This window comes from Pseudoduganella sp. R-34 (assembly GCF_049904655.1).
In the GTDB taxonomy this organism is placed as follows: Bacteria; Pseudomonadota; Gammaproteobacteria; order Burkholderiales; family Burkholderiaceae_D; genus Rugamonas.
This window is the reverse complement of record NZ_CP184572.1, coordinates 5,366,668-5,390,900: the sequence shown is the minus strand read 5'-3', so window position 1 is coordinate 5,390,900 and position 24,233 is coordinate 5,366,668. Positions and strand designations below refer to the sequence as shown.

The window sequence follows — 24,233 nt, the reverse complement described above, 5'->3', positions numbered from 1 at the left end:
GAGTCAACTAATGAGAACAGGCGGAATTGATTCTAGCCAAATCCAGGCCATGATCGCCCAGCTGCATGCGGCGGCCACGCGGCCGTCAGCCACGCCCCCGGTGATCCAGACCGAGAAAGTGGCTGAGAAGCCCGACTTCACCAACGCCCTGAAAGGCGCGCTGGACGCGGTGCAGGCCAGCCAAGACAAGGCCGAAGGACTGACCAAGCGTTTCCAGATGGGGGACGATTCGGTCAACCTGTCGGACGTGATGATCTCGATGCAGAAAGCCAGCATCAACTTCCAGGCCACCGTCCAGGTGCGCAACAAGCTGGTGCAGGCCTACCACGACATCATGAACATGCAGGTTTGAAAGTCGGGGTCAGGTCTGGCAATCGGACAAATCGCGACGCGATTTGTCCGATTGCCAGACCTGACCCCGACTTTCATCATTCCAGGCCGGCGATGCGGGCGTTGCGTTCGCGCTCGAGCTTGGTGATGTAGCGTTGTACGGCGGTCAGCGAGGAGCGCGGCATGTCGACGAATTGGCAGCCGAGGCGGCGGTTGGTTTTGTTGTTTAAAAGCGTCAGGTCCAGCGAGTTGCGGATCTGCAGGCCGGTGGTGATCGTGGCCACTTCGGGCAGTTCAATGCGGCAGTCGTTGTAGACCTTGCCAATCGTGTCGCCCAATTCCAGGCTGTTGTCGAGGATCGCAATGCCGCCGCAGCTGATGTCGGACAGCGGGAACGGCTTGCTGCCGCCGCCCAGCTCAGCCGGCTGCGGGATCAGGACGCGCACGGGGTTGGTGACCGGCGTGGCGATGCGGTAGAACTCGCGGCGCTGCAGGCGCACCAGGCTGGCCGGCAGCGGCATCTTGAAGGCCGGGCTGCCTTCTAACGTGGTCGATTCGATGTGCTCACCGCTGAACATGATGCGGATCTTGTCCAGCGTGGTTTCGAAGGAAAGCCTTTTTGCGCCAAGGATGCGGCGGTTCTGGTCGGGGCTGATGGAGCAGTCGAGGATGACGTTGCCGCCCTCGGCATCGACTTCCAGGATCGACGTGACGCAGACATCGGACTCGCCCTTGATGAGCATGCGGATCAACTGGTTTTTCTCGCCGATACTGCGCAGCAGCGCAGTGATCTCACGGCGCGATGCGACCTCGAAATCATGCCAGTTTTCCATGTCCGATTCCGAAATATAGCTGTGCATCAAAGTCCGTTTTCTGGGGATTCATTCGGTACGCTGAGATCGGGCGCCGGGGGCGGAGGCTGGCCAGTCTTTTGCGCTGCTTCAATATGATAAAGCCACGCTAACAGTTCCGCAATTACACGGTAGAGCAGTGGCGGGATCTGCTGGTCCAGGTCCACTTCCATCAGCAGCGATACCAGTTCTTTCGACTCGTGGATGTGCACGCCATGTTCGGCGGCGACGGCAATGATTTGCTCGGCCACCAGCCCGCGTCCTTTAGCGACGACTTTTGGTGCCGCTTCGCCGCTCTTGTAGGCGAGGGCGACGGCACTTTGCAGCGGCTTGCGCGGCTGCTCGTTCTGCTCACTCGGCGCCATCGTTGCCCTCCGCGTTGATGGCGAGGGAGGTCAGCGGTGCGCCTGCGGCATCCATGGCTTGCTGCAAGGCGCTGGCCCAGGCGCGCAGGGTGGCAGCCGTGTCTTCCGAACCGGACTGGACAGCAATATGCACCTGGTCGCCGACCAGGGTGACGTTGGCCGCGACCTTGCCCAGCATGGGGAAACGGAAGCGCACGCCGCTGCGCCAGACGGGATCGGCTTCGCCGTCGCGCCCCTCGCGGCGGCTGCCTTTGCCGCCGGCTTCGCCTTGCTGGTCGCGCTCGACCAGCCATTGCATTTGCTGGCCGGGCCAGGCTTCGCCTTGCCACATGACCTTGCCTTGTTCGTGGGTGTGCAACTGCTGGTTGATCATTTGCGCGGCGGACAGATCGGGGCCTGCCAACGCTTTCGCCACGGCATCAGCCTGGCTTTGTCCCGCACCTTGCGCGGCAGCCTGGCGCTGCATTTGCGGCTCGCGCTGCAAGTCTTGCAGCGAACGCTTGCCTGAGGCCCATTCGGCCACATGGGATTCGTAAAACAGGCCGCTGTCGCCTAGGGCGCGCTGCAAGCCCTGGCTGAGTTTTCCCGTATCGGGCGGGCCGCCGGCACTGAGCGGCGCCTTGCCGTTAATGGTGACCGGCATGCCCGGCGTCGTGTAGGCGGAGGCCAGTGCGCTGGCGATGGCGCGTGCGGCGGGACTGAGCGCGGCCTGCGGCGTGTCCTTGCCGAGCGAGGGCAACTGGTCGGACGGCACCAGCGGGGCTTTGCTGAGCAGGGCAGCGCCTGCACTCAGCGCGCGGCCCTGGGCTTGCGCGGCGCCAGTTTGGCCGGCTTCTGCGCCGCCGGCTGCCTGCGGTTGCTTGCCGCTCAGGTTCAGGATGGCCGCTTCCTGCGAAGGCAGGCGCCCTTGGGCCGGCATGTCGGGCATCTGGTCGCCCGACACGAAGGTCGCCATCTGGCCCGCTTGCGGACTGCCGGCGCCCACCTGCAGCGTGGCGCGCGGTTGGCCGCTGACGACGGTCAGAGGCAGTTCATCGCCGGCATTGATGCCGTTTGGCAGCAACATGCGCGCATTGGTATCGGCCACGCGCACCAGGAAACTGCCATCGGAGAATTTGCTGAGGACCTGGGCGGGCAGGGTTTGCCCGACCATTTGCGAGAGGGCGCGCTGGAAGGCTTCCTGGCGCGGTGCGGCAACCGCTGGCGCGGCCGAAGCCGCGCTGGTGGCGCTGACGCCCCGGACATCCAGGCGCGGGGGCAGCATGGCAGCCGCCCCGCTCAGACGGCGCCGTAGGCGGCGGCCAGGCGCCGTTCAGTGCCGCTGTTGTTGATCAGTTTGGACAGCTGGGCCATCCAGGGCATGGTCAGGTCGCGGATCTGGCGGTCGTCGTCCAGCATCTGCTTGATCAGGCCCAGCTTCTGCTGGCGCTCGGCGGCGTCCAGCACGACTGCTTCCTCATTGCCGCGCAGCAGGGCCACCTGGGCCGCTACCTGGCTTTCCAGCACTTCCAGTCCGTCCCAGTCGGACATCGTTGCTGCCGCCACCATCTTGTGGGTCAGTGCGGCCATGGCGGTGTAGGCGGTCAAAATTTCCACGTTCGTCATTGTCATCCTCGATTACATGCTGGACAAAGCAGCAGGCTGGGCATTGGTGGTCGCGGCAGGGTTGCCGCCGATCTGGTTCCAGGTATCGCGCAGGTCGGCCAGCAGGCCGCGCACTTCGTCCAGGATTTCCGGACTGTTCTTTATGTTTGCTTCGAGCAAGCGGCGGCTCATGTAGTCATACAGGGCATCCAGGTTGCGGGCGATCTCGCCGCCGGCTTCCTTGTCCAGGCTGGCACGTAAGCCATCGTCGATGATGCGGATGGCTTTGGAGATGGCTTTGCCTTTTTCTTGCACATTACCTGCATTCATTTGGGTCTGCGCAGTCATGATCGCAGCCAGGGCGCCGTCGTACAGCATGACGATCAGCTTGTGCGGCGAAGCGGAGCTGACGCCGGTTTCCAGACCGACTTTCGCGTAGGCGTTGACGCCGCGTGAAGTAGTTCCAAACATAATCTCTCCTTATTCCTGCGCTCAGCTGTTGGAGGCAATAGCCGCCAGTTGCTGAGTCAAATACGCTTGCGTGCTCTGCATTTTCGCCAAGGTCGCATCAAGCCGCGTAAATTGGGTGCGGTAGCGTTTTTCAATGTCGTCCAGCTTGGAAGAGAAGGCGTCGCGCTGTTTGGCCACGTCCTTGATGCTCTTGTTTAAGCCTTCGGTCACGGTCGTCAGCAAGCCTTTGCTGCCCAGGAATGACGTGGCCAGGTTGTTGAGCTGGTAGGCATAGCCTTGCGAGAAGGAGACGGTGCCGCGATCGCCGAGGGCGCCGCCGGTAATGTCGATTTTCAGGCCTTCCGCATCGGTGCCCTCGGCGCCGGTGAGGGTCTGTCCGGTTCCGACCACTGCCTTGCCACCCAGGGTGCCGGCCACGTCGGTGCCGACCACCGGCGTTGCGCCGCCGAACACGCTGTCCACGGTGCTGCCGCTGACACTGGTCAGGGCGATATTCGAGGCCGAGCCGTATTTGCTGGACGAGAGCACCAATTTGCCGCTGCCGTCGATCGCTGCGGTGACGCTGGAACCGGTATCCGAGAAGGCTGCTGTGCCGTTGATCGATGACTGTACGATCTTGGCCAGTTCGGCGGGCGAATAGGTGCCTGCCGGGATGGTGACATTGGCGATATTTTTCGAGTTGCTGGGCGTGGTGTCGTTCAGGGTCACCGCCCAGGTGGTGTTGGCGGCAATCGTGGTGCTGCCCAGCGCTGCCGAGCTGGTCAATGCACCTTGGCTGGCCAGTGCCGTGATGTTCAGCGCATAGCTGCCCGGCTTGGTTTTTGCAGTCGAGCTGACAAAGCTGACGTTCGGGTCGGTGGCATTGCCGATCGCGGTAAACAGGCCGGCGATGTCGCCGAAATTCTTTTCGATTGCCTTGTTCAGCTTGGCGTCGTCGAGGCTGAGCGTGCCGTCTTTTGCAAAGGAAATGCCTACCTGGCCCATATTGGTCAGGCTGCCGGACAGGCCGGTGATCTGGCCGCTCATCATGCGGCGCAATTGCGCCTGCATCGACTGGGCGGTCGGGTCGCCTTGCAGCGCGCCGGCTTTCTTGGTTTCCGGGTCGTAGGCGGTGAGTTTTTTCAGCGCGCCGTTGAGTTCGTTGTACGCCTTGACGAAGGCCGTCAGGTTGGTCTTGACGCTGTTGGTGTCGCGGGCAACATTCAGCGTCGTACTGCCGACCTGGTTGACCGTCAGGCCCACGCCCTGGATCGATTCGTTGACAGTGTTGGAGTGGCTGCTGACGGCAATGCCGTTGACAGTCAGCTTGGTGTCCTGGGCAGCACTGGTCTGCTGCATCGACTGGGTGCCGGCCGGATCATAGCTGAGCAGGCTGCTCAGGGCCGCGTCCGGCGGGTTGCTGCCGTCACCGCTCAGGCTGATCTTCATGGCCGCGTTTTCGCCGGTCTTGTTCGACGTCAGCACCAGACGGTACGGGGACGCGCTGCCGTCGGACACGATGGTGGCGGTCACGCCCAGGCTGGCTTTGTTGATGGCGTCAGCCACGCCTTGCAGGGTGTTGTTGGTGCTGTCGATGACGACGGAACCCGTTGGCTGGCTGGCATCCTGGCTGAAACCACCGCCCAACATGCTGCCGCCGGTGCCGGCAGTCAGGCCGGCGGCGGCAGGATTGTTGCCGGCGATGGTGATTGGGCTGCCGTTGGCCGAGGTCAGGGTGACGCTGCTGGCCGAAGCGTAGGTGGCCCCGGCGTTCGCGGCGCCCGCCGCAGTCTTGGCGCCGCCGGTGACGCCGCTGGCGGTTTCGGTGATGGCCACGCTGGCGCCGCTGGCACTGCGGAATTCCAGGGTGCCGGCGGCGGCACTGCCGGTAAACGTGATGCCGGCAGCAGCGAGTGCGGTAGCGGTGGTGCCGCCCGCATTGGCCAGGTCGGCATCGAGGGAAGCAGCCGTGACGCCGGCGCCCGCCGCGACGCCTGCTCCCTGGCTGGCGATCGTGACGTTGCCGACTTTCAGCGCGTAAGAGCCCGTGCCATCGGTCGCCACGTCGCCAAAGGTGGAGAAAATATTCGCCACCGTGGCAGTGACGCCGGTCGTGCTGGTCTTGTCATTGATGGCATTTGCCAGTGCCGTGGCGCTATTGGTGCCGCTTGAGGTTGGAATGGCAGTGCCGTTGATACTGAGCGAGCCATTGGCCAAGCCGTTGGCCAGCATCGATGAGCTCAGGCCCGTGCCTTGCAAGCCGAAGCTGCCGCTGGCCGTACCGAACTGGAAGGACAGGGTCGTCGAACCGCCCAGGCCGATAGTCGACGTCTTGCTCGCCAGGCCAGTGGTCATCAGGGTCTGCGCCTGCGCCAGCTGGCTGACATTGATCTTGTAATTGCCCGCCACTGCCTTGGCCGAAGCGCTGGCAGTCAGCAAATCCTTGTTGCCTACCGTGGTAGAGAAGCCTTTGAAGGAGTTGGCCGAGGTCAGGCCGCCCAGGGCGCTCTGGAACACGCCGACCGCTGCGGTCAGTGAACCGAAGGCGCTCACCTTGGCCTGGTAGGACGCGGTCTTGCGGTCGTAGCCCGCCAGTGGCGCCGCTTCGGCCGCCATGAGTTTGTCGACGATGTCGTTGACCTGCAAGCCGGAACCGATACCGGGAGATGATAGTGCTGGGGTGCTGGAAAGGGCCACGGCAAACTCCTGAGGAAACAAGATAAGTCTAACTTGTTTACGGCAGAATCAAAGGGGACTTGAGAGGGGGAAATACCTGTTTATTCTTGTCTGAAATGACAAGCTTCCCTGCGGCCAGCATAGCGCAAAAAAGCCCGGGCTGCCGCAAGGGCAGGGCCGGGCCGGGAACGCTGTTGCTAGTGGTCAGGCTTCCTGATCGACCAGCAAACCCCTGAAGGCGTCGATCGCCTTGGCGATCTCCAGGGCTTCCGGAGTCGGAATCTGGCGCAGCACTTCCTGGGTATGCAGGTCAATCACTTTGACGACGGTGCGGTGGCTGTCATCGTCGATCGAGAACAGCAGGCTTTGGGCCCGCTGCTGCACCGACTTGTTCAGCTTTGCAACGGCTTCTTCCACATCCTTCTTGGAAGGCGTTGCTTCCTTGGCCTTGACCGCATCGATGGTTTCCACCGCAGCAGCCGGGCTGCGGCCTGCCACCGGGAGGGCCACGAAATCCGGGACCGCGATGCCGCGGTCAGCGCGCGGCACAGTAGCAGTTATTGAATCGATAGTCATACAGACCTCCTACGGAAAATTCCCCGGTCCGGCGAACCGGAGCGGGGAACCGCTTTTTTACCTAGCTTATTGGCGATTAGCCGCGCAGCAGGCTCAGCACGCCGTTAGGCAGCGAGTTAGCCTGGGCCAGCATCGCGGTACCAGCTTGTTGCAGGATCTGGCCGCGGGTCAGGCTTGCGGTTTCTGCAGCAAAGTCGGTGTCCACGATACGGCTGCGCGATGCAGACAGGTTCTCGGTCGTCGCGCTCAGGTTCGAGATGGTCGAGGAGAAGCGGGACTGCAGTGCGCCGAACGATGCGCGCTGGCTGTTCACCGAAGCCAGGGCGGCGTCAGCGATCTTGATTGCCAGCTGGGCGTTGTCGAAGGTCGTCACGTCCAGGGTTGCCACCGACTTCAGGGTCGAACCACCAGCCAGGCTGAAGCCAGTTGCAGCGGCTTCCGTCACCGAGAACGAGCTCTCGGAGTCCATGGTCACGCGGCCCATCACGGTCGACACAGCAGCTGCTGCAGTCATCGCGTTGGCTGCACCGTTCAGCGCGCCAGCGGCGTTGTAGTTCTGTGCGCTCAGGACAGTGTTGCCACCGGTCTTGGTGTTGGTCAGCTTGATGTCGGAGCCGGTCGAATGCGACAGTTTCAGCTTGTTGTTGGTCTCGTCGTACTGGGCAGTCACGCCGGTCTTGGACGATTGCGCATTGAAGGCATTGATCGCCGAAGCATAGTCGTCAGCCGAGTTGGCACCGGTACCGATGGTGAAGGACACGGTCACTGGGGAGCCAGCGTTGTCGCCTTCGACGGTCATGGTGTAGGACTCAGCGCCCAGGGTCAGTGCAGCGTCGGTTTTGGCCGATGCAGTGACGCCGGTGTTGGCGGTCTGTGCGTTGATGCTGGCAGCGACCGACTTGGCGGTGCTGGTAGCGGCCAAGGTGGTGATGGTTGCCGAACCGCGGGAACCGTTGATGGTCGCGGTGGTGGCAGCCGAGGTGTTGGCAGCGGTCACGGCAGCAGGCGCGCCTTCGATACGGTTGTCGCCGTAGGTGCTGGTCAGGAAGTTGGCGCCAACAGCCTGGATGGTCTGGTTGGCGTCAGCGCCGACCTGGAAGGTGGCGGTGCCCATCGAGCCGTCCAGCAGGTTTTTGCCGTTGAAGTTGGTGGTCTGGGCAACGCGGTTCAGTTCGGATGCCAGTTCGCCAACTTCAGTCTGCAGCGCCTGACGGTCCGAAGCCGAGTTGGTTGCGTTGGAGGACTGCACTGCCAGTTCACGGATACGCTGCAGGATGTCGCCGGAGGAAGCCAGCGCGCCTTCAGCGGTTTGAGCCAGCGAAACGCCGTCGTTGGCGTTGCGCATTGCCTGGTTCATGCCGCGAATCTGGGAATTCATACGGTCCGAAATTGCCAGGCCAGCCGCATCGTCCTTAGCGCTGTTAATACGCAGGCCGGAGGACAGACGTTGCAGGGAGGTCGACAGGCTGCTCTGGGATGCGTTCAGGTTGCGCTGCGAGTTCAGGGACGAGATGTTGGTGTTAATTACGGAAGCCATGGTATTTCTCCATTCGGTACTACTGATTGGGCAATTTGCTCATTCACTTTGGCCCGCCACGCTGTTCTTGTGACGATCAAGCCGCTGTTGTTTTGGGTAACGGTTGCCGCACGGGAACCTTTAGGGCGATTTAGCCGGCAAATCCCCCTGTTTTACCCCTCAAGTTGCCTACGGAGTGCCGCTTAGTCGGCGGGCTTTTCATGAACTTTAGGCCGAAAAAAAATATTTTTCACGCGCAAAAAAAGTTCGGCGGGCGGAGAAATAGGGATGTTTATGCTTGGTAATTAACGTTTGCATTTGGAAATATATTGAGTACTATGCAATTCCGATAACTCTTTGTTAATCACAATGCATATTCTCCCTCAACGTTTGGCTGCCGCCTTATGCGCCGTGGCTTGTACCCAGGCGTGCGCCGGCGTCCTGCCCGTCGTCGACGTCAATAACCCGGTCAGTTGGCCGGGCGCCGCGGTCGATGCGATCCATAGTCATTACCAACAGCATTTTTTCGCGACCCAAACCGGACTCCTGTCGGGATTGGGCATATTCACGGCCCCCGGCTACACTTGGCAGACGACCAGCGTCAAGATCAAGATTGGCGGCGGCGACAGCTGGCAGACCGATGGCTGGACTGCACCGTTTACGTCTCGCCTGGACGGGACGCTGGTCGATTTGACAGGCTTTAAGCTGCACGTGAATGCAGGTGACGACATCGTCTTTGATGTTGGCGGTGGTGGCAGCGCATTCATGGTGCAGCATGGCTTGGGGCCGCTGTACGAAAAGAACAACTTTTCGGATTTCCCGATGCGGAGAACCGACCGCTCGTTGGCCTTCACCACCTGGATGATCCCGGACCCTGCCGCAACGGATCCGGCCTCCGATGTGCCGGCGCCAGGCGCCGGCATGCTCACGCTGCTGGGCTTGGCGATGCTGGCGCTGGCACGAAACCTGGCGGCCCGGCGCGTGCGCTAAATAGAAAAGAGCCCGCCATGGGCGGGCTCTTTCGCTCAGGCCCTGAGCCTGCTATTCAGCAACCACCACGCGGTTCTTGCCCGACTTCTTGGCCTTGTACATGGCCTCGTCGGCGCGCTTGACCAGGTCGGACTGACCCTCGTGCGGGCGGCGCAGGGCGACACCGGCCGAGAACGTGATCAGTACCTTTTCGTTTTCATGCATGAAGAAGTGGCGGGTCAGTTCACGCTGCAGGCGGGTCATGGTGGCTTCCGCCGCCTCGATGGTCGTCTCGGGCAGCAGGATCAGGAATTCCTCGCCGCCGAAGCGGGCGATCACGTCCATCGAGCGCAGGGTCTCCTTGACTACCTTGACCAGGTGCTTGAGTGCGTTGTCGCCGGCGATGTGGCCCATGGTGTCGTTGAGCTTCTTGAAATCGTCCAGGTCCAGCACGGCGATGCAGAGGGGCGTGCCGCGGCGGTCGGCGCGCGCGGTTTCGCGTTCGAACACGTCGTCCAGGCCGCGCCGGTTCAGCGAGCCGGTCAACTGGTCTTCACGCACCAGTTCGCTCAGGTGCTGCAGCTTCGCTTCCAGCGCGTGGATGCGCGCTTCGGCATCCTGCACTTCCTGCCGCGCCACCATCATATTGTCGCGCGCCTTCAGGGCTTCGCTCTGTACCTGGCGGGTTTCCTTCAGCACGTCGTCAAGGATCTGGTTCAGCTCGCCGATATCGCGGGCGGCGCGGATCTTGTCGGAATAGCCACCAATCTTTTCGTGGAAGTCGCCCGTCGAGGTCGCTACAGCGCCAAGGCGGTCGATGAAGGTCATCATCATGTTCTTGACCGTGGCCTTGACGTCGGTGATCGAGTGCTTGAGCTGGCTCTGCTTGTAGATGACGTCTTTCAGGCTGCGCGTGGCTTCTTCCAGCGCGCGCTGGTCGATCGGGCCGGCAATCAGGTTTTGCACGGCGTCGATCTGGCCGCGCAGCCAGGAGTCGTCATCCAGCAATTCGCTGACGTTTTCCAGCAGCAGACGGAACAGGCGCAGCAGCAGTTCTTGCTGCTCGGCGGTGTCGCCGCTGCGGATCTCGATCTGGTAACACAGCTCCTTGAGGCGGCTGCCGATCTCGGTCAGCGCAGCCTCGGTATGGGCTTCCTTGGTGGCGGCACCCAGCGACTCGGCTTCGGCCACCAGGTTCGGGCTGTCGGACAGCAAGGAAGCGACGGCAAAGGTCAGGGTGCGGCTCAGCAGTTCGCGCAGCAGGCGCGCCTGTTCGTTGTTTTCTTCAGGCACCAGGCCGCCGGCGCCGACCTTGACCAGGGGCCGTTCGGCCAGGGCAGCCAGGGTGCGGGCGTAGGTATCCCAGTCGCGCGCCTTGACGGCACGGTTGAAACGACGGCCGAAGTCGGCCAGGTCGCCCGGCTGGTCGGTCAGGCGGGCGGCGAACTGGACCAGCATGGCTTCTGCCGGGCTCTCCTGCACGACCGGGGCCGGCGGCACCGGCACGATGCCGGCGATTTCATTGTAGATGTCGCGATACGCGTCTGGCGTAGGGGCAATCCGGCGCACAGCGAGGCGGCGGAATGCCTCGCGAGCGATATCAGCCGGATTCATGTCCGCCGCGGCTGGATTGGTGGGTTTGCTAGACATCTGACGTACAGCCTTCATTAAGGTTTACCGATTACCAGCATCTTAAGCCACTGTCCAGTCGCATGATTCAATGATAAACGGGAGAAAATGTGCTTACTTCTTGGCATCATTTTCTAATCGATCAGCTGGTTCTTGATGGCGTAGTGCGTGAGTTCGGCGCTGTTCTTCAGGTTCATCTTGGCCAGCAGGCGGGAGCGGTATTCGCTGACGGTCTTGACCGAGAGTGATAGCTCCTTGGCAATGGTGCCTACGGTCTTGCCGGAGGCGATCATGGTCAGGGTCTGGTACTCGCGGTCGGACAGCGTTTCGTGCGGCGCAGCCTGATGGTCCTCGCCGACATGGTTGGCCAATTCCTGGGCCAGTGCCGGGCTAACATATTTTAACCCCGCTGCGCACTGGCGGATTGCATTTACTAACTCTTTCGGTGCACTTTGTTTGGTGAGGTAGCCGGCAGCGCCGGCCTTGAGGGAGCGGATGGCGTACTGGTCTTCGCGATGCATGGACAGCATCAGCACGGCCAGCTCGGGTTTGTCTTTCTTGACCTGTTTCAGCACTTCGATGCCGTTGCGGTCGGGCAGGGAGATATCGAGCAGCAGGACATTGCAGCCGGACTTGCGGAACAGCTTGATGGCATCGAGGCCATTTTCCGCTTCGCCGGCGACGACGATGTCCTTGGTTTCAGCCAGGATCTGCTTCAGGCCCTCGCGCACGATGGCATGGTCGTCGGCAATAAATACTTTGATGACGGCTTTTTCACTCATGACCCATTGTAACGTCTGGCGCGTGGGCCGGGAGGCGGATTTTGATCGCCACTTCGGTGCCGCCGCCGGCTGCATGACCCAGGTTGAGCGTGCCGCCCAGCGCGCGCGCGCGCTCGGCCATGCCGCGCAGGCCGAAGGAGTCGGGCTTGGCGCGGTCGGACGGGCGGATGCCGCGGCCATTGTCGATGATCTTCAGGGTCAGGACGCCGCGGCTGCGCGTCAGCTTGACGGTGACCGCGCTCGCTTGCGCGTGCTTGGCGATATTGGTCAACGCTTCCTGTGCGATGCGGAACAGGGCTGCCGCCTGTTCGGGGTCCAGTTCGAGTTCCTTCATGCTGGCCTGCAGGGTGCAGGCGATGCCGGCCTGGGCTTCGAATTCCTTGACCTGCCATTCCAGCGCCGGCAGCAGGCCGAAGTCCAGTACCGAGGGGCGCAGGTCGAGCGTCAGGCGATGCACGGCATCGATGGTACGGTCGACCAGGGAGTCGACGTAGGCCGCCTTCTGCTGCAGGGTGTCATCGCCTTCCGGCAGGCGCGCGGCCAGCATGGCCAGGGCCATCTTGATGGCAGTCAGGTTGCCGCCCAGGTCGTCGTGGATTTCGCGCGCGATGCGTTCGCGTTCCTGCTCCTTGACCCGTTCGATATGGGCGGTCAGCTCGGCCAGCCGGGCGCGGCTGGCGCGCACTTCGAGCTGCTCCTGCTTGCTCTCCGTGATGTTGGACATGATGCCTTCCCACTGCACGCCGCCATCGGGCAGGGCATGCGGGGTGCTGCGCAGGTTGATCCACTTGACGTCTTTCCAGGCCTCGACCCAGATGCGGCCTTCCCAGTTCCAGCTCCACAGGGAATTGGCCGAGGACTGCATCGACTCCAGGTAGGCGGGGCGGTCTTCCGGCAGCACCAGCGACAGGAAACGCTCAGGTTCGGCCTGCAGTTCGGCGGCGTTGATGCCCAGCAGGGCCAGGCAGCCATCGCTCAAATAGGGGAAGGACACGCTGCCGTCAGGATGGCGGCGGAACTGGTAGACCAGTCCGGGAGCGTTGGCGGCGATATGGTGGAGGGCGGTCGGCAAGGCTGGACGCATATGTGGTTGAATTGTCAGCGGCGGCGCATGCGCCAGAACGCGCTGAAGCGGCGCAGCACGCGCATCGGTCGGGCGGCGAAACGGCCGCGGCGCCAGCCGGCGCGCCAGCGGCGCAGCCATTCGCGCACATGGTCGACCAGGGCGCGGCATTCACGCCAGGCGGCAGTGGCTTTGAGGCGCGCGATCCAGCGTTCTTTCAATTCCATGAAGCGGCCGTGCAGCCAGGCGAACCAGCGCAGGCGCAGCAGCGACGGGCGGGTCAGGGCATACAGCCGCGCCACGGCGGCGGCGCCAGCCACCTTGGCCAGCACGAATACGCTGATGCCCATGAAGGCATGGCCCCGCGCCATGGCGAACAGGGCCAGCAGCTTGACCGGGAACAGCATCAGTGCCGGCAGCAGGAACACGGCCATGGCGGCAGCGGGGCCGAGGCTGCAGATGATGCGCTCCAATGCCCGCAACGGCGGGAAGCGAGCCAGTATCGCCATCAGGCGCGCCCCGAGATCCCACAGCCATTCCTCGAAGATCAGGAACAGGGCTGCGCAGTAGACGAGGGGGGCGAACAGGCGCCGCCTGAGTGTGTACAATCGCTTCATGTGAGTGCCATTATTGCACCAAATAATTAGAAAACGGTTATGAACAAAGCTTTTGTCAAAGAGGGTGAGCAGGACGATGACGACGACCTGCCGCCAGGTGCGCCGCCGATCCCTCCCGGCTCCAAGAACTACATTACGCCGGCTGGCTACCAGCGCATCAAGGATGAGCTGCTGCAGCTGATCGATGTCGAGCGTCCCGAGGTGGTGAAGGTGGTGCACTGGGCCGCATCGAACGGCGACCGTTCCGAAAACGGCGACTACATTTATGGCAAGCGCCGCCTGCGCGAAATCGACCGCCGCATTCGCTTCCTCACCAAGCGCATGGACCTGGCCGAAGTAGTCGATCCCAGCATCCACCATGGCAACGACCAGGTATTCTTCGGCGCCACCGTCACCTACGCCAGGCGCGACGGCGAGGAGCACACCATCACCATCGTCGGCATCGACGAATTCGATCCGCTGAAGGGCAAGGTCAGTTGGATCAGCCCGGTCGCCCGCACGCTGACCAAAGCACGCGAGGGCGACACAGTGCTGCTGCACACGCCGAATGGCGCCGAAGAACTGGAAATCCTGGAAGTCAGCTACCCCTCCCCGAACGCCTGAGCAAGGCGGGGATACCGCAATAGCGGCCTGCAGCAGCAATTCATCGCCAAAGTATTATCAGTGCAACTTTGCCAAGTTGTTATAATAAATTTTTAATTACTTTTATGGCAAGGTGTGCGCATGGCTTTCGCTCAACTGACGCAGGTCTTCTATGATCCATCCGCGGCGTTCGCGGCGCTGAAGGAGCGCCCGCGGGCGTGGTTGCCGCTGCTGCTGCTTTACGTGAGCAGTATCGGCATCCTGGTCTGGTATTTCCAGACCGTCGACTGGGACTGGATGATGATGAACACCTTCCCGCCGGACATGCCCGCCGACCAGCGCGAGGCGGCCAGCAAAACCATGACACGCGGCGTGATGATGGGAATGGGCGTGGCGGGCATCATCGTGGGCACCCTGTTCATCTACTGCCTGCTGGGACTGTATTACTGGCTGGCGGGGAAACTGGCCAGCATGGACCTGAGCTTCAAGTCCGGCTTCTCGCTGGCGGCATGGGCCTCGCTGCCAGGCCTGATCGGCGTGCCGCTGATGGCGCTGCAGATCATCACCAGCAAGGGCCAATTGGCGCTCGAACAAGCGGACATGCTGTCGCTGAACTTCCTGCTGGTGCACGCTGCGCCGCATACGCCATGGGCGGGCATCGCCAGCGCACTCAAGCTCACCGATATCTGGGTGGTCTTGCTGGCTGCGATCGGCCTGCGTACCTGGACCGGTAAAAGCACCACGACCTGCGCCATCATCGCGGCGCTGCCGTATGTCGTGATCTACGGCTGCTGGACCGCCTGGATCCTGTTCAAGAATTGAGGCGCGCATGAAACGCAAACTGATTGCATTGGCCGTGGTGGCGGCCTTCATCGGCATTCCTGTCGCCGTCAAGTTCGGCGGCTCGCCGCCGAAGGTCGAAGCCGAACTGGCCAAGGTCGAGAACAAGGCGATTTATCCTGCGGTGCTGGCGTCCGGCAGCTTGGTGTTCCGCCAGGAGGTGCAACTGTCGCCGGAAGTGATCGGCAAGGTGTCGGAAGTGCTGGTGAAGGAGGGCGACAAGATCGAAAAAGGGCAGGTCGTGCTGCGCCTCGATCCGAGCACCTACAAAGCCGATGTGGCGCAGCAGGAAGCGGCGGTGCGCAACGCGGCCGTCAGCGTGGACCGCGCCCAGATCGACCTGGAAAACCAGCAGCGCAAGCTGGAGCGCTCGCGCCAGCTTGCCGCTGCCAAGTTCATCGATGTGTCGCGCCTCGATGATGCGAAGCTGGCGGTGGACCTGGCGGTGGTGTCGCTGCGCAGTGCGCGTGAAAGCCGTCAGCAAGCGATGGCGATGCTGGCGCTGGCGCAGGAGCGCCTGGCCAAGACCGAGGTGCGGGCGCCGATTTCGGGTACCGCCACCAGCGTTTCGATCAAGGCCGGTGAAACGGCCGTGGCCAGCGCTACGGGGATTGCCGGCTCCAGCCTGATGACGATCGCCGACGTCAGCTCCATGATCGCGGAGGTAAACGTGGACGAAGGCGATATCGCCAACGTCGCGCCAGGACTGAAGACGCGCATCTTCCCCTCGGCCTATGCCGACCGTCCGCTGAGCGGCAGGGTGGAATCGGTCTCGCTGGCGCCGAAGCCCCAGGGCCTGGGCCAGGCTACGAGCCAGGGCCGCAGCTACGTGGTCAAGGTCAAGCTGGCGCAGCACCAGCTTGCGCTGCGCTCCGGCATGACCTGCCGTGCCGAGATCGTGACCGGCGACGGCGCGCCGCGGCCGGTGGTTCCGCTGCAGGCCGTGCAACTGACCGAGGCTTCGGAAGGCAAGGGCAAGCGCAGCAATTATGTCTACGCGATTGTCGACGGCGTGGCGAAGAAGCGCGCCGTGGAACTGGGCTTGTCTGACGACAGCAACCAGGAGATCACCAAGGGCCTGGCGCTCGGCGAGACCGTTGCAGTGGGGCCGGCGCGCACCTTGCGCGACCTGCGTGAAGGAACTGCCGTCAAGGCCAAGGCGGCGGAGTCCAAGGCCCTCAAGGTCGCCGATGGAAGCAAGCCGTGATCACGCTGACCGGCATCACCAAGCAATACCAGATGGGCGACCAGACCGTGCATGCCTTGCAGGGTGTGGACCTGCACATCGAGCGCAACGAACTGGTGGCGTTTATCGGCGCTTCGGGCTCCGGCAAATCGACGATGATGAATATCGTCGGCTGCCTGGACCGGCCGAGCGCGGGCACCTATTTCCTGAACGGCAAAGATGTGGCGACCATGGCCAGCGACGACCTGGCCCAGGTGCGCAACGAGGAAATCGGCTTCATCTTCCAGAGCTTCCACCTGCTGCCTCGCCACACTGCGCTGGATAACGTGGCGCAGCCGCTGATCTACCGCGGCATTCCGCCATCGGAGCGCAAGCGCATGGCGCGCGAGGCGCTGGAGCACGTCGGCTTGGGTGAGCGCATGCATCACCGGCCCAACGAGCTGTCCGGCGGCCAGCGGCAGCGGGTGGCGATCGCGCGGGCACTGGTGGGCAAGCCATCGATCCTGCTGGCCGATGAACCGACCGGCAACCTGGATTCGGCCACCACGCGCGAAATCATGGCCTTGATCAAGGACGTGCACCGGAACGGCCAGACGGTCGTGATGGTGACGCACGAACCTGACATTGCGGAACAATGCCAGCGCATCGTGAGGCTGCAGGATGGGCGCGTGCTGTCCGACCATCGCGTGGCAGGAGGCTAGCCGATGTACATTTTTATCGAAGCGCTTCGCTCGGCGATGGCGGCCATCCGCGCGCACCGCATGCGCAGCTTCCTGACTTCGCTGGGCATCATCATCGGCGTGGCGTCGGTGATTACGGTGATCTCGCTGATCCAGGGCTTGTCGCAGTCGATCACGCGCCAGTTCGAAGGCCTGGGCGGCAATGCGCTGACGGTGCATGCCAAGAACGACTTCAAGGACGTCATGCGGGGCAAGATCAATTACCTGCAGTTCGAAGACGTCGAACAGTTGCGCGGGCACGTGGAAGGCATCCGCGAATTGAGCCCGGCATTCATGTTCCCCGGAAGTGAAATCCGCTACGGCAACCAGACTGCGTCCAGCCGCCAGCAATTGGCCGTGACGGCGGCCTTCATGGAAGTGAATGGCAGCTATCCCCGCCTGGGGCGTTTCATCAGCGAGTCCGATAATGCGAGCGCAAGGCGGGTGTGCGTGATCGGCGAAAAGATGATCGAGCTGCTGCACCTTCCCGACAATCCGCTGGGTGAGTTCATCCAGTTCTCGGGCGAGTGGTTCAAGATTGTCGGGGTGCTGGAGAAGAAGGGCGAAATCCTCGGCATGTCGCAGGACGACCAGGTGCTGGTACCGTTCCGCACCGGTCAAAGCGTCATCGGCAACACCCGCAAGCCGAGCATGTCGATCACGGTGTCGATCAGCGACATTGGCCGCACCGAAGAACTCAAGGCGCGCATTGCCACGGTGATGCGGCAAGCGCATCGCCTGCACGCGGACCAGAAGGACGATTTCGAGATCCAGTCTTCCGACCAGTTCCTCAAGAGCTTTGAGACGGTGACCACCACGGTCACGCTGGTGATGGGCGGCGTGGTCGGCATCGCGCTGCTGGTGGGCGGAATCGGGATCATGAACATCATGCTGGTGTCGGTCAGCGAACGCACGCGCGAGATCGGGATCTGCAAGGCAATCGGCGCGCGCAGCCGCGACATCCTGATGCAGTTCCTGATCGAAGCGGTGACCTTGTCGATGCTGGGCGGCGCGATCGGCGTCCTGCTCGGCTATGGCTTGGGCCACGCGATCGCCAGCGTGATTCCCGACTTCCCCGGCGCATACGTGCCCTGGTGGGCGGTCGCGTTGTCGGTGATGTTCTCCGCCGGCGTCGGCGTGATCTTCGGCGTGCTGCCCGCCGCCAAAGCCGCCAAGCTCGACCCGATCGAAGCCCTGCGCTACGAATAGGCTGATTGCGCCCGCACAAAGCCCACGCCCGCCACATCGCTATCCTTTGAACTGGCGGTGTCTGACCCGGCGGGTCAGACACCGGTTTGCCGGTTTAAAGGAGAGAGAAAATGCCCCGCCCACTGCGCAATTACCCACCAGGCACCTGTCTCCATCTGGTTCAGCGTGGCAACAACGGCCAGTGTTGCTTTCATGACGATGACGAGCGGCGAGGTTTCCTTTCCCTGCTCAAGGAACATAGTCTTAAAGCCCACTGCGATGTTCATGCCTATGTGTTGATGACAAACCATTTCCATTTACTTGTGACAGTGCGAGAACGCAATGCGCAAGCGAACATGATGAAGTTGCTGGCGCAGCGCACTGCACTTTGGCGGCACGTCAGGCATGGTGGTACAGGTCCAATGTGGGATGGTCGATATCACTCGTCACAAATCGACAGCGAAGCATATTTGCTCTTGTGTCAGCGCTATATTGAACTCAATCCAGTTCGCGCTGGAATGGTGGAGTTTGCTGGTGGTTATAAGTGGTCGAGCTATCGGGCAAATGCAGAAGGTGTCAGGGATGATTTGCTGTGCCAGCATTCGGTTTATCTTGGCTTGGGGATGAATGCATTGGAGCGGCAGCGCGCTTATCGGGCGCTTTTTGATACCCCATTTTCGGAAAAAGACCTGGAGCGGATTCGGTTTGCAACTTTGGGGGATGCCGCTTTAAAACCGGTAAACCGGTGTCAGACCCGCAGGGTCTGACACCTTCTACGCGCGCTCGCGGGTGACGCGGTTGACGCCTGCCACTTTTCTTACGTTGCGGATTAATGCTGCCAGGTGGACGCGGTCTTTTACCTGGATTGTGAAGCGCAGCTGGTGCAGCACATGGTCGCGGTCTTCATCCATGCCGACAAAGGTGATGTTGCCGTCGCTTTCGCCGATTTCGGCGGCCACCCGGGCCAAAATACCCTTCTCATTGTTGATGATCAGGCGGATGCGGCTGTCGAAGCGGCGGTTGATCTCGGTGCCCCATTTGACGGCGATCCAGCGCTCCGGCTCTTTCTGCTTCGAGCGCTTGGCCACCGAGCAGTCGCCGGTGTGCACCTGCAGGCCCTGGTCGCGGCGCAACTGGCCGACGATATGGTCGCCCGGGATCGGCAGGCAGCATGGCGCAAGCTGCACCGACACGCCTTCGCTGCCGTAGATCGTGACCGGGTCGAGTTCTTTCGGGCTGGTGTGCTCGATCGGCGCGCTGGCCGACTCTCCGCCCAGCAGGCCGAAGATGTGGCGCGCCACCAGCGCGGCCATGCGCTTGCCGATGCCGATGTCGGCATACAGTTCTTCCATCGACTTGGCCGACGATTCGTTCAGCAGGCGTTCCATCAGCGGCGGCGGCAGCTCGCCCGGCACGCTGATCGCATCCAGCGCCTGCGCCAGCAGTTGCTGGCCGAGGCGGATCGATTCCGGCAGGTTGATGGTGCGCAGGTGGTGGCGGATCGCCGAGCGCGCCTTGCCGGTGCGGACGAAGGACAGCCAGGTCGGGCTTGGGCGGGAGTTCGGGTCGGTAACGATTTCGACGATGTCGCCGTTGCGCAGTTCGGTGCGCAACTGGGCGGCTTCGCCGTTGATGTTGACCGACACCGTGTGGTCGCCGATCCCGGTGTGGATCGAGTAGGCGAAATCGATCGGCGTAGCGCCGCGGGGCAGGGCGATGATCTTGGACTTCGGCGTGAACACATAGACCGAATCGGGGAACAGGTCGACCTTGACGTGCTCCAGGAATTCGGCCGAGTCGCCGGTCTGCTGCTGGATGTCGAGCAGCGATTGCAGCCAGGCGTGGGTGCGCTGCTGCATGTCCGAGATGTTGGCGTCGTTGCTCTTGTACAGCCAGTGCGCGGCCACGCCCGATTCGGCGGTGCGGTGCATTTCCTGGGTGCGGATCTGGAATTCCACCGGCGTGCCGTACGGGCCGATCAGGGTGGTGTGCAGCGACTGGTAGCCGTTCAGCTTGCGGATCGCGATATAGTCCTTGAACTTGCCCGGCATCGGCTTGTACAGCGAGTGCAGGGTGCCCAGCGCCACATAGCAATTGGGGAAGCTGTCGACCACCACGCGGAAGCCGTACACGTCCAGCACCTGCGAGAATGACAGGTGCTTGGAGCGCATCTTCTTGTAGATGCCGTAAAGGGTCTTTTCGCGGCCATAGACTTCGGCCTCGATGCCAGCCATGGACAGCGTGTTCTTCACCGCGTCGAGGATCTTCGACACCACTTCGCGCCGGTTGCCGCGTGCCGCTTTCACGGCCTTGGCCAGCACGTGGTAGCGCACCGGGTACAGGTGGGAGAAGGACAGGTCCTGCAGTTCGCGGTAGATGTTGTTCAGGCCAAGGCGGTGCGCGATCGGCACGTAGACTTCCATCGTCTCGGCGGCGATGCGGCGCTTCTTGGCCGGGATCATCACTTCCAGCGTGCGCATATTGTGCAGGCGGTCGGCCAGCTTGATCAGTATCACGCGCACGTCCGAGGCCATGGCCAGCAGCATCTTGCGGAAGTTTTCCGCCTGCGCTTCGATCTGGCTCTGGAACTCGATTTTTTCCAGCTTGGACAAGCCGTCCACCAGGTGCGCCACCGGCGCGCCAAAGCGTTCGATCAGCTCGTCCTTCTTGACGTCCTGGTCTTCCATCACATCGTGCAGCAGCGCCGCCATGATGGCTTGCGCGTCCAGTTTCCAGTCGGCGCAGATCTCGGCCACCGCGATCGGGTGCGAGATGTACGGTTCCCCCGACTTGCGTACCTGGCCCAGGTGCATCTCGTCCGAGAAGCGATAGGCTTCCTTGACCTTTTTCAGGTCGGCCTCGCCCATGTACTCGGACAGCTTTTCGGTCAGGTGGGTGATCGTTGCGACGCCAGTGGCCACGGTAGGCGCCGCCAGTGCAGAAGTGGAAACGGTTGGTGCAGAAACGTCAACGCCCGGCTGTTGCTTAGCCGGGCGCCGTGCCCGCCGTGCGGGCTGTTCGCTGATGTTGGGATCTGCGGAAGTCAGGTTCATATCGGGAACAAGAAGGTTCCCAGCTTACATAGGGACCTTTTTCAGCATTTCCAGGCCTACTTTGCCTGCAGCGATTTCACGCAGGGCGACGACGGTTGGCTTGTCCTTGGCTTCGACCTTAGGGGTGTGGCCTTGCAGCAGCTGGCGTGCGCGGTAGGTGGCTGCCAGGGTCAGCTGGAAGCGGTTAGGGACATTCTTCAGGCAATCTTCAATAGTGATACGGGCCATGCTTAACTCCTGGATAAATTCGGTATTGATTCGTCGGTGATTATTCTGCGTGGTCGGCGTGGATGCCCAGTTCGGACATCAACCTGGCATTGCGGGCGGCTTGTTGCGCAAACCGGCAACGGGCCGATCGGACGATCGCGCTTAGCTCCGACAAGGCGACCGGGAACTCTTCGTTGATAATAACATACTCAAACTCGGGCGCGTGGGCGATTTCGCCGCCGGCCGCCAGCAGGCGCCGGTTGATCACGTGGACTTCATCCTGGCCGCGTTTGTGCAGGCGTTCTTCCAGGGCCGCGAACGATGGCGGCAGGATGAAGATGCCGGCCGCTTGCGGGAACTGCTTCTTGACCTGGCGCGCGCCCTGCCAATCGATCTCCAGCAGGATGTCGGTACCGGCCTTCATTTGCTCTTCCACGAAGATGCGCGAGGTGCCGTAGTAATTGCCGTGCACTTCGGCCCACTCCAGGAACTCGCCTTCGGCAGCGCGCTTGCGGAAGTCTTCGGCGCTGGTGAAGAAGTACTCGCGGCCATGCTGCTCGCCCGGACGCGGCTGGCGCGTGGTGGTCGAGATCGACAGCTTGATGGCCGGTTCCTGTGCCAGCAGGGCATTGACCAGCGTAGATTTACCGGCGCCGGATGGTGCAGCAACCATGAACAGGCTGCCGGAAAAATGTTGGCTCATTTGCAATTCTCAAAAGCTGGGCTGTCGCCCAAAGAGGTATTTTACCAAGGAGCAAGCAGAGTTGAAACCGGGTGCGCAGGCAGTTCTTGACACTGGACCGACCGGTCTATAGAGTAAACCGCATGAACACCCAACTGACCACCCGCGAGCGCCTGATCAACGCCATGATCACGACGCTGCAGCATCGCGGCCTGCACGGCGCAGGCCTGAGCGAGATCCTGGCCACGGCCAAGGCGCCGAAAGGCGTGATGTACCACCATTTCCCCGGCGGTAAAGACCAACTGGCCGTGGCCGCCATCGAAGCCACCTTCAGCTTCCTGCTCCACAAGCTCGACTCTTACATGGAGCGCGAACCCGACGTGCTGGCCGCGCTGCAAGCGTGGATCCTGCGCGCGCTGCGTGGCCTGGACGACAGCGAGTTCGAACTGGGCTGCCCGCTGGCCGCCGTGGCGCTCGAGTCCACTGCGGACGACGTCGAAATCCGCGACGCGCTGAAAACCGGCTTCGCCAACCTGCGTGGCCGCATGGCCGATGCCCTTGTGCAGGCTGGCCACGAACGCCACCGTGCCGAGGGCATCGCCGCCCTGATCCTTGCCGCCTACGAAGGCGGCCTGCTGCAAGCCCGCGTGGCGGGCGACACCGCGCCGATGGTGCAGACCATGGACGCTCTGATGCCAATGCTGAAAGTGGAGAAAAAAACATGAGCCATATGCCTGCCGCCGCCTTGCTCCTGGCGGAAAAACTGGAACTGCGCGCAGTCGACGGCTATCCGCTGTCCGCGATGTGCTATCGCGCCCGCGGCCCGGAGAAAGCTCGCCTGCTGGTGGCCGGCGCCACTGGCGTGCCGCAAGGCTTCTACCGTCGCTTTGCCGAATTCGCGGCGGGGCAGGGCTACACCGTGCTGACTTTCGACTACCGCGGCGTGGGCGGTTCGGCGCCGAAAACCCTGCGCGGCTTTGAGGCCAGCTTTCTCGACTGGGCGCGGCTGGACCTGAACGCGGTGATCGAATACTTCGCGCCTTCCGACAGCACGCCGCTGTACATGGTGGGGCATTCCTATGGCGGCCACGCACTGGGACTGGTGCCGAACCATGAGAAGATCGCCGGCGTCTACCTGTTCGGTGTCGGCGCCGGCTGGCATGGGTGGATGCCGCGGCTGGAGCGTTTGCGCGTACTGGCCATGTGGCATGTGGTTGGCCCGATTGTCACGCGCTGGAAAGGGCGCCTGGCCTGGAGCAAGCTTGGCATGGGCGAGGATTTGCCGATGGGCGTGTATCGCCAGTGGAAGCACTGGTGCAAATTCCCGCGCTACTTCCTCGATGACCCCAAAGTGCCGGAAATTGCGGACGGTTTCGCCAAGGTGCGCACGCCGATCCTGGCGCTGAATGCTACCGACGACTTGTGGGCGCCGCCGCGGTCGCGCGATGCGCTGATGTCCGGCTACCGCAACGCGCCGTGGCATGGCGTGGATATCGACCCGGCCGCCGCAGGGCTGGGCAAACTGGGGCACATGGGCTACTTCCGCCAGCACGCCGAGCCTTTGTGGGCGCGCACGCTGGAGTGGTTCGATGGCCTTGGACGTTAACGCCTCGCGCCCAACACGCGCAATAATTCCTGTGCGGCGGCCGGCGCGCGCTCTTTGGCGCCGTTGATGAAGTAGACGAAGGCGTCGCGCTTGCCGCCTTCGGCCCATTCCTGCGCCTGTGCGGCCCACTTCTTCAATGCGGGCTTGGTGTAGCCGGTAGTGATGTCGCTTTGCGCATCCATCAGCCGTGCGTAGACGAAGTCGCCCGTCACTTCGGCGAAGTTGGGGTACTTCGGCGAATCGGTAATGACCGTTGCGACCTTGTGCTTGCGCGCCAGCTTCAGGTACTCAGGGCACATGAAGCTGTCATGCCGCGCATCCAGCACATGCTGCAGTTTGCGCTTGCCCAGCTTCTTGGGCAGCAGCTTGAAAAAAGCCTCCAGGTCGTCCGGATCGAAGCGCTTGGTGGCGGCCAGTTGCCACAGGATGGGACCCAGTTTGTCGCCCAGCTCGGCCAGGCCGCTATCCATGAAGCGCTCGATCGACTCTCCCGCCTCGCCCAGCACCTTGCGGTTGGTGGCGTAGCGCGAAGCCTTCACCGCAAACACGAAATCGTCCGGCGTGCGCTCGGCCCAGCCGGCAAAGTGCTCCGGCTTGGCGTTGCGGTAGAAGGTGCCGTTGATCTCGATGCTGGTCAGCACGCTGCTTGCATATTCCAGCGCGCGCTTGAGCGGCACCTCGGGAGGGTAGAAGGTTTCTCGCCAGGGAGCGTAGTCCCAGCCGCCGATGCCAACGCGGATGTTCATTTCGATTTTCCGTAGT

General features: G+C 62.5%; 26 protein-coding genes. 10 read left to right on the top strand and 16 right to left on the bottom strand.

The window, feature by feature from the left end:
* Window positions 1-10: 10 nt before the first annotated feature.
* Window positions 11-352 carry a flagellar hook-basal body complex protein FliE gene (fliE, locus tag ACN9MW_RS24735; protein ID WP_426163745.1) on the top strand — a complete coding sequence of 114 codons (342 nt, stop codon included), beginning with the start codon at window positions 11-13 and terminating at the stop codon, window positions 350-352.
* 76 nt (window positions 353-428) lie between these two features.
* On the opposite strand, the gene ACN9MW_RS24730 is transcribed toward fliE, so the two are convergent.
* From ACN9MW_RS24730 to ACN9MW_RS24695, 8 genes are all read right to left on the bottom strand, one after another.
* Window positions 429-1,163 (bottom strand): flagellar brake protein, encoded by a 735-nt coding sequence (locus ACN9MW_RS24730; protein ID WP_426163742.1) that lies wholly within the window; start codon window positions 1,161-1,163, stop codon window positions 429-431.
* Window positions 1,164-1,189: 26 nt separating this feature from the next.
* Window positions 1,190-1,546 carry an EscU/YscU/HrcU family type III secretion system export apparatus switch protein gene (locus tag ACN9MW_RS24725; protein ID WP_426163740.1) on the bottom strand — a complete coding sequence of 119 codons (357 nt, stop codon included), beginning with the start codon at window positions 1,544-1,546 and terminating at the stop codon, window positions 1,190-1,192.
* Window positions 1,533-2,810: a flagellar hook-length control protein FliK gene (locus ACN9MW_RS24720; RefSeq protein WP_426163738.1), complete on the bottom strand. Its 1,278-nt coding sequence runs from the start codon at window positions 2,808-2,810 to the stop codon at window positions 1,533-1,535. Before ACN9MW_RS24720 ends, ACN9MW_RS24725 begins: the two co-directional genes overlap by 14 nt.
* A 14-nt stretch (window positions 2,811-2,824) precedes the next feature.
* Window positions 2,825-3,151: a flagellar protein FliT gene (locus ACN9MW_RS24715; protein WP_426163736.1), complete on the bottom strand. Its 327-nt coding sequence runs from the start codon at window positions 3,149-3,151 to the stop codon at window positions 2,825-2,827.
* Between the two features lie 12 nt (window positions 3,152-3,163).
* On the bottom strand, window positions 3,164-3,601 hold the full coding sequence (fliS, locus tag ACN9MW_RS24710; protein ID WP_426163733.1) for a flagellar export chaperone FliS: 438 nt from the start codon (window positions 3,599-3,601) through the stop codon (window positions 3,164-3,166).
* Window positions 3,602-3,622: 21 nt separating this feature from the next.
* Complete coding sequence (fliD, locus tag ACN9MW_RS24705; RefSeq protein WP_426163731.1) at window positions 3,623-6,277, bottom strand: flagellar filament capping protein FliD; 2,655 nt, start codon at window positions 6,275-6,277, stop codon at window positions 3,623-3,625.
* A gap of 183 nt (window positions 6,278-6,460) precedes the next feature.
* Window positions 6,461-6,832 carry a flagellar protein FlaG gene (locus ACN9MW_RS24700; RefSeq protein WP_426163728.1) on the bottom strand — a complete coding sequence of 124 codons (372 nt, stop codon included), beginning with the start codon at window positions 6,830-6,832 and terminating at the stop codon, window positions 6,461-6,463.
* Between the two features lie 76 nt (window positions 6,833-6,908).
* Window positions 6,909-8,369, bottom strand: coding sequence for a flagellin (locus tag ACN9MW_RS24695; RefSeq protein WP_426163726.1), 1,461 nt, complete (start codon window positions 8,367-8,369; stop codon window positions 6,909-6,911).
* A gap of 348 nt (window positions 8,370-8,717) precedes the next feature.
* On the opposite strand from ACN9MW_RS24695, the gene ACN9MW_RS24690 reads away from it, so the two are divergent.
* Entirely contained in the window at window positions 8,718-9,338 is a 621-nt protein-coding gene (locus ACN9MW_RS24690) for a hypothetical protein (RefSeq protein WP_426163724.1), read from the top strand.
* A 51-nt stretch (window positions 9,339-9,389) separates the two neighbouring features.
* Here ACN9MW_RS24690 and ACN9MW_RS24685 read toward each other — a convergent pair whose 3' ends face one another.
* The 4 genes from ACN9MW_RS24685 to ACN9MW_RS24670 all read right to left on the bottom strand — a co-directional run bounded on the left by ACN9MW_RS24685 (window position 9,390) and on the right by ACN9MW_RS24670 (window position 13,408).
* Window positions 9,390-10,967 carry a GGDEF domain-containing protein gene (locus ACN9MW_RS24685; protein WP_426163722.1) on the bottom strand — a complete coding sequence of 526 codons (1,578 nt, stop codon included), beginning with the start codon at window positions 10,965-10,967 and terminating at the stop codon, window positions 9,390-9,392.
* Window positions 10,968-11,080: 113 nt separating this feature from the next.
* Window positions 11,081-11,728 (bottom strand): response regulator, encoded by a 648-nt coding sequence (locus tag ACN9MW_RS24680; protein WP_426163720.1) that lies wholly within the window; start codon window positions 11,726-11,728, stop codon window positions 11,081-11,083.
* The gene (locus ACN9MW_RS24675; protein ID WP_426172293.1) at window positions 11,721-12,812 is read right to left on the bottom strand and encodes a histidine kinase; all 1,092 of its coding nucleotides are present in this window, start codon (window positions 12,810-12,812) and stop codon (window positions 11,721-11,723) included. The genes ACN9MW_RS24680 and ACN9MW_RS24675 overlap by 8 nt, the downstream gene beginning before the upstream one ends.
* Window positions 12,813-12,826: 14 nt before the next feature.
* Window positions 12,827-13,408 (bottom strand): hypothetical protein, encoded by a 582-nt coding sequence (locus ACN9MW_RS24670; protein WP_426163718.1) that lies wholly within the window; start codon window positions 13,406-13,408, stop codon window positions 12,827-12,829.
* A gap of 39 nt (window positions 13,409-13,447) precedes the next feature.
* Here ACN9MW_RS24670 and greB point away from each other — a divergent pair, with 39 nt between their 5' ends.
* The 6 genes from greB (at window position 13,448) to ACN9MW_RS24640 (ending at window position 18,690) form a co-directional block, all read left to right on the top strand.
* Complete coding sequence (greB, locus tag ACN9MW_RS24665) at window positions 13,448-14,011, top strand: transcription elongation factor GreB (protein ID WP_426163716.1); 564 nt, start codon at window positions 13,448-13,450, stop codon at window positions 14,009-14,011.
* 120 nt (window positions 14,012-14,131) lie between these two features.
* On the top strand, window positions 14,132-14,812 hold the full coding sequence (locus tag ACN9MW_RS24660; RefSeq protein ID WP_426163714.1) for a YIP1 family protein: 681 nt from the start codon (window positions 14,132-14,134) through the stop codon (window positions 14,810-14,812).
* A 7-nt stretch (window positions 14,813-14,819) separates the two neighbouring features.
* Complete coding sequence (locus ACN9MW_RS24655) at window positions 14,820-16,037, top strand: efflux RND transporter periplasmic adaptor subunit (RefSeq protein ID WP_426163712.1); 1,218 nt, start codon at window positions 14,820-14,822, stop codon at window positions 16,035-16,037.
* The gene (locus ACN9MW_RS24650; protein WP_426163710.1) at window positions 16,034-16,717 is read left to right on the top strand and encodes an ABC transporter ATP-binding protein; all 684 of its coding nucleotides are present in this window, start codon (window positions 16,034-16,036) and stop codon (window positions 16,715-16,717) included. Before ACN9MW_RS24655 ends, ACN9MW_RS24650 begins: the two co-directional genes overlap by 4 nt.
* Before the next feature lie 3 nt (window positions 16,718-16,720).
* On the top strand, window positions 16,721-17,944 hold the full coding sequence (locus ACN9MW_RS24645; RefSeq protein ID WP_426163708.1) for an ABC transporter permease: 1,224 nt from the start codon (window positions 16,721-16,723) through the stop codon (window positions 17,942-17,944).
* 110 nt (window positions 17,945-18,054) lie between these two features.
* Window positions 18,055-18,690 carry a transposase gene (locus ACN9MW_RS24640; protein ID WP_426163706.1) on the top strand — a complete coding sequence of 212 codons (636 nt, stop codon included), beginning with the start codon at window positions 18,055-18,057 and terminating at the stop codon, window positions 18,688-18,690.
* A 6-nt stretch (window positions 18,691-18,696) separates the two neighbouring features.
* Here the strand turns inward: ACN9MW_RS24640 and ACN9MW_RS24635 are convergent, their stop codons facing one another.
* The 3 genes from ACN9MW_RS24635 to gmk are packed head-to-tail and all read right to left on the bottom strand — an operon-like array spanning window position 18,697 to window position 21,886.
* On the bottom strand, window positions 18,697-20,976 hold the full coding sequence (locus ACN9MW_RS24635) for a RelA/SpoT family protein (RefSeq protein WP_426163704.1): 2,280 nt from the start codon (window positions 20,974-20,976) through the stop codon (window positions 18,697-18,699).
* Between the two features lie 24 nt (window positions 20,977-21,000).
* Window positions 21,001-21,204, bottom strand: a complete 204-nt coding sequence (rpoZ, locus tag ACN9MW_RS24630) for a DNA-directed RNA polymerase subunit omega (protein ID WP_005665923.1) — start codon at window positions 21,202-21,204, stop codon at window positions 21,001-21,003.
* A 40-nt stretch (window positions 21,205-21,244) separates the two neighbouring features.
* A complete protein-coding gene (gene gmk, locus ACN9MW_RS24625) occupies window positions 21,245-21,886 on the bottom strand; it encodes a guanylate kinase (RefSeq protein ID WP_426163700.1) in 642 nt (213 codons plus the stop codon).
* A gap of 122 nt (window positions 21,887-22,008) precedes the next feature.
* Between gmk and ACN9MW_RS24620 the strand changes: the two genes are divergently transcribed.
* Both ACN9MW_RS24620 and ACN9MW_RS24615 read left to right on the top strand, forming a co-directional pair.
* On the top strand, window positions 22,009-22,590 hold the full coding sequence (locus tag ACN9MW_RS24620) for a TetR/AcrR family transcriptional regulator (RefSeq protein WP_426163697.1): 582 nt from the start codon (window positions 22,009-22,011) through the stop codon (window positions 22,588-22,590).
* Complete coding sequence (locus tag ACN9MW_RS24615) at window positions 22,587-23,471, top strand: alpha/beta fold hydrolase (protein ID WP_426163695.1); 885 nt, start codon at window positions 22,587-22,589, stop codon at window positions 23,469-23,471. The genes ACN9MW_RS24620 and ACN9MW_RS24615 overlap by 4 nt, the downstream gene beginning before the upstream one ends.
* Here the strand turns inward: ACN9MW_RS24615 and ACN9MW_RS24610 are convergent.
* A complete protein-coding gene (locus tag ACN9MW_RS24610; protein WP_426163693.1) occupies window positions 23,468-24,217 on the bottom strand; it encodes a DUF72 domain-containing protein in 750 nt (249 codons plus the stop codon). The two genes, ACN9MW_RS24615 and ACN9MW_RS24610, sit on opposite strands and share 4 nt — an antisense overlap.
* Between the last annotated feature and the right edge of the window lie 16 nt (window positions 24,218-24,233).

Coding starts and splice junctions, on each gene's coding strand:
- fliE (WP_426163745.1), top strand. CDS start 11: ATGAGAACAGGCGGAATTGATTCTAGCCAAATCCAGGCCATGATCGCC.
- ACN9MW_RS24730 (WP_426163742.1), bottom strand. CDS start 1,163: ATGGAAAACTGGCATGATTTCGAGGTCGCATCGCGCCGTGAGATCACT.
- ACN9MW_RS24725 (WP_426163740.1), bottom strand. CDS start 1,546: ATGGCGCCGAGTGAGCAGAACGAGCAGCCGCGCAAGCCGCTGCAAAGT.
- ACN9MW_RS24720 (WP_426163738.1), bottom strand. CDS start 2,810: ATGCTGCCCCCGCGCCTGGATGTCCGGGGCGTCAGCGCCACCAGCGCG.
- ACN9MW_RS24715 (WP_426163736.1), bottom strand. CDS start 3,151: ATGACGAACGTGGAAATTTTGACCGCCTACACCGCCATGGCCGCACTG.
- fliS (WP_426163733.1), bottom strand. CDS start 3,601: ATGTTTGGAACTACTTCACGCGGCGTCAACGCCTACGCGAAAGTCGGT.
- ACN9MW_RS24700 (WP_426163728.1), bottom strand. CDS start 6,832: ATGACTATCGATTCAATAACTGCTACTGTGCCGCGCGCTGACCGCGGC.
- ACN9MW_RS24695 (WP_426163726.1), bottom strand. CDS start 8,369: ATGGCTTCCGTAATTAACACCAACATCTCGTCCCTGAACTCGCAGCGC.
- ACN9MW_RS24690 (WP_426163724.1), top strand. CDS start 8,718: ATGCATATTCTCCCTCAACGTTTGGCTGCCGCCTTATGCGCCGTGGCT.
- ACN9MW_RS24685 (WP_426163722.1), bottom strand. CDS start 10,967: ATGTCTAGCAAACCCACCAATCCAGCCGCGGCGGACATGAATCCGGCT.
- ACN9MW_RS24680 (WP_426163720.1), bottom strand. CDS start 11,728: ATGAGTGAAAAAGCCGTCATCAAAGTATTTATTGCCGACGACCATGCC.
- ACN9MW_RS24675 (WP_426172293.1), bottom strand. CDS start 12,812: ATGCGTCCAGCCTTGCCGACCGCCCTCCACCATATCGCCGCCAACGCT.
- ACN9MW_RS24670 (WP_426163718.1), bottom strand. CDS start 13,408: ATGAAGCGATTGTACACACTCAGGCGGCGCCTGTTCGCCCCCCTCGTC.
- greB (WP_426163716.1), top strand. CDS start 13,448: ATGAACAAAGCTTTTGTCAAAGAGGGTGAGCAGGACGATGACGACGAC.
- ACN9MW_RS24660 (WP_426163714.1), top strand. CDS start 14,132: ATGGCTTTCGCTCAACTGACGCAGGTCTTCTATGATCCATCCGCGGCG.
- ACN9MW_RS24655 (WP_426163712.1), top strand. CDS start 14,820: ATGAAACGCAAACTGATTGCATTGGCCGTGGTGGCGGCCTTCATCGGC.
- ACN9MW_RS24645 (WP_426163708.1), top strand. CDS start 16,721: ATGTACATTTTTATCGAAGCGCTTCGCTCGGCGATGGCGGCCATCCGC.
- ACN9MW_RS24640 (WP_426163706.1), top strand. CDS start 18,055: ATGCCCCGCCCACTGCGCAATTACCCACCAGGCACCTGTCTCCATCTG.
- ACN9MW_RS24635 (WP_426163704.1), bottom strand. CDS start 20,976: ATGAACCTGACTTCCGCAGATCCCAACATCAGCGAACAGCCCGCACGG.
- rpoZ (WP_005665923.1), bottom strand. CDS start 21,204: ATGGCCCGTATCACTATTGAAGATTGCCTGAAGAATGTCCCTAACCGC.
- gmk (WP_426163700.1), bottom strand. CDS start 21,886: ATGAGCCAACATTTTTCCGGCAGCCTGTTCATGGTTGCTGCACCATCC.
- ACN9MW_RS24620 (WP_426163697.1), top strand. CDS start 22,009: ATGAACACCCAACTGACCACCCGCGAGCGCCTGATCAACGCCATGATC.
- ACN9MW_RS24615 (WP_426163695.1), top strand. CDS start 22,587: ATGAGCCATATGCCTGCCGCCGCCTTGCTCCTGGCGGAAAAACTGGAA.
- ACN9MW_RS24610 (WP_426163693.1), bottom strand. CDS start 24,217: ATGAACATCCGCGTTGGCATCGGCGGCTGGGACTACGCTCCCTGGCGA.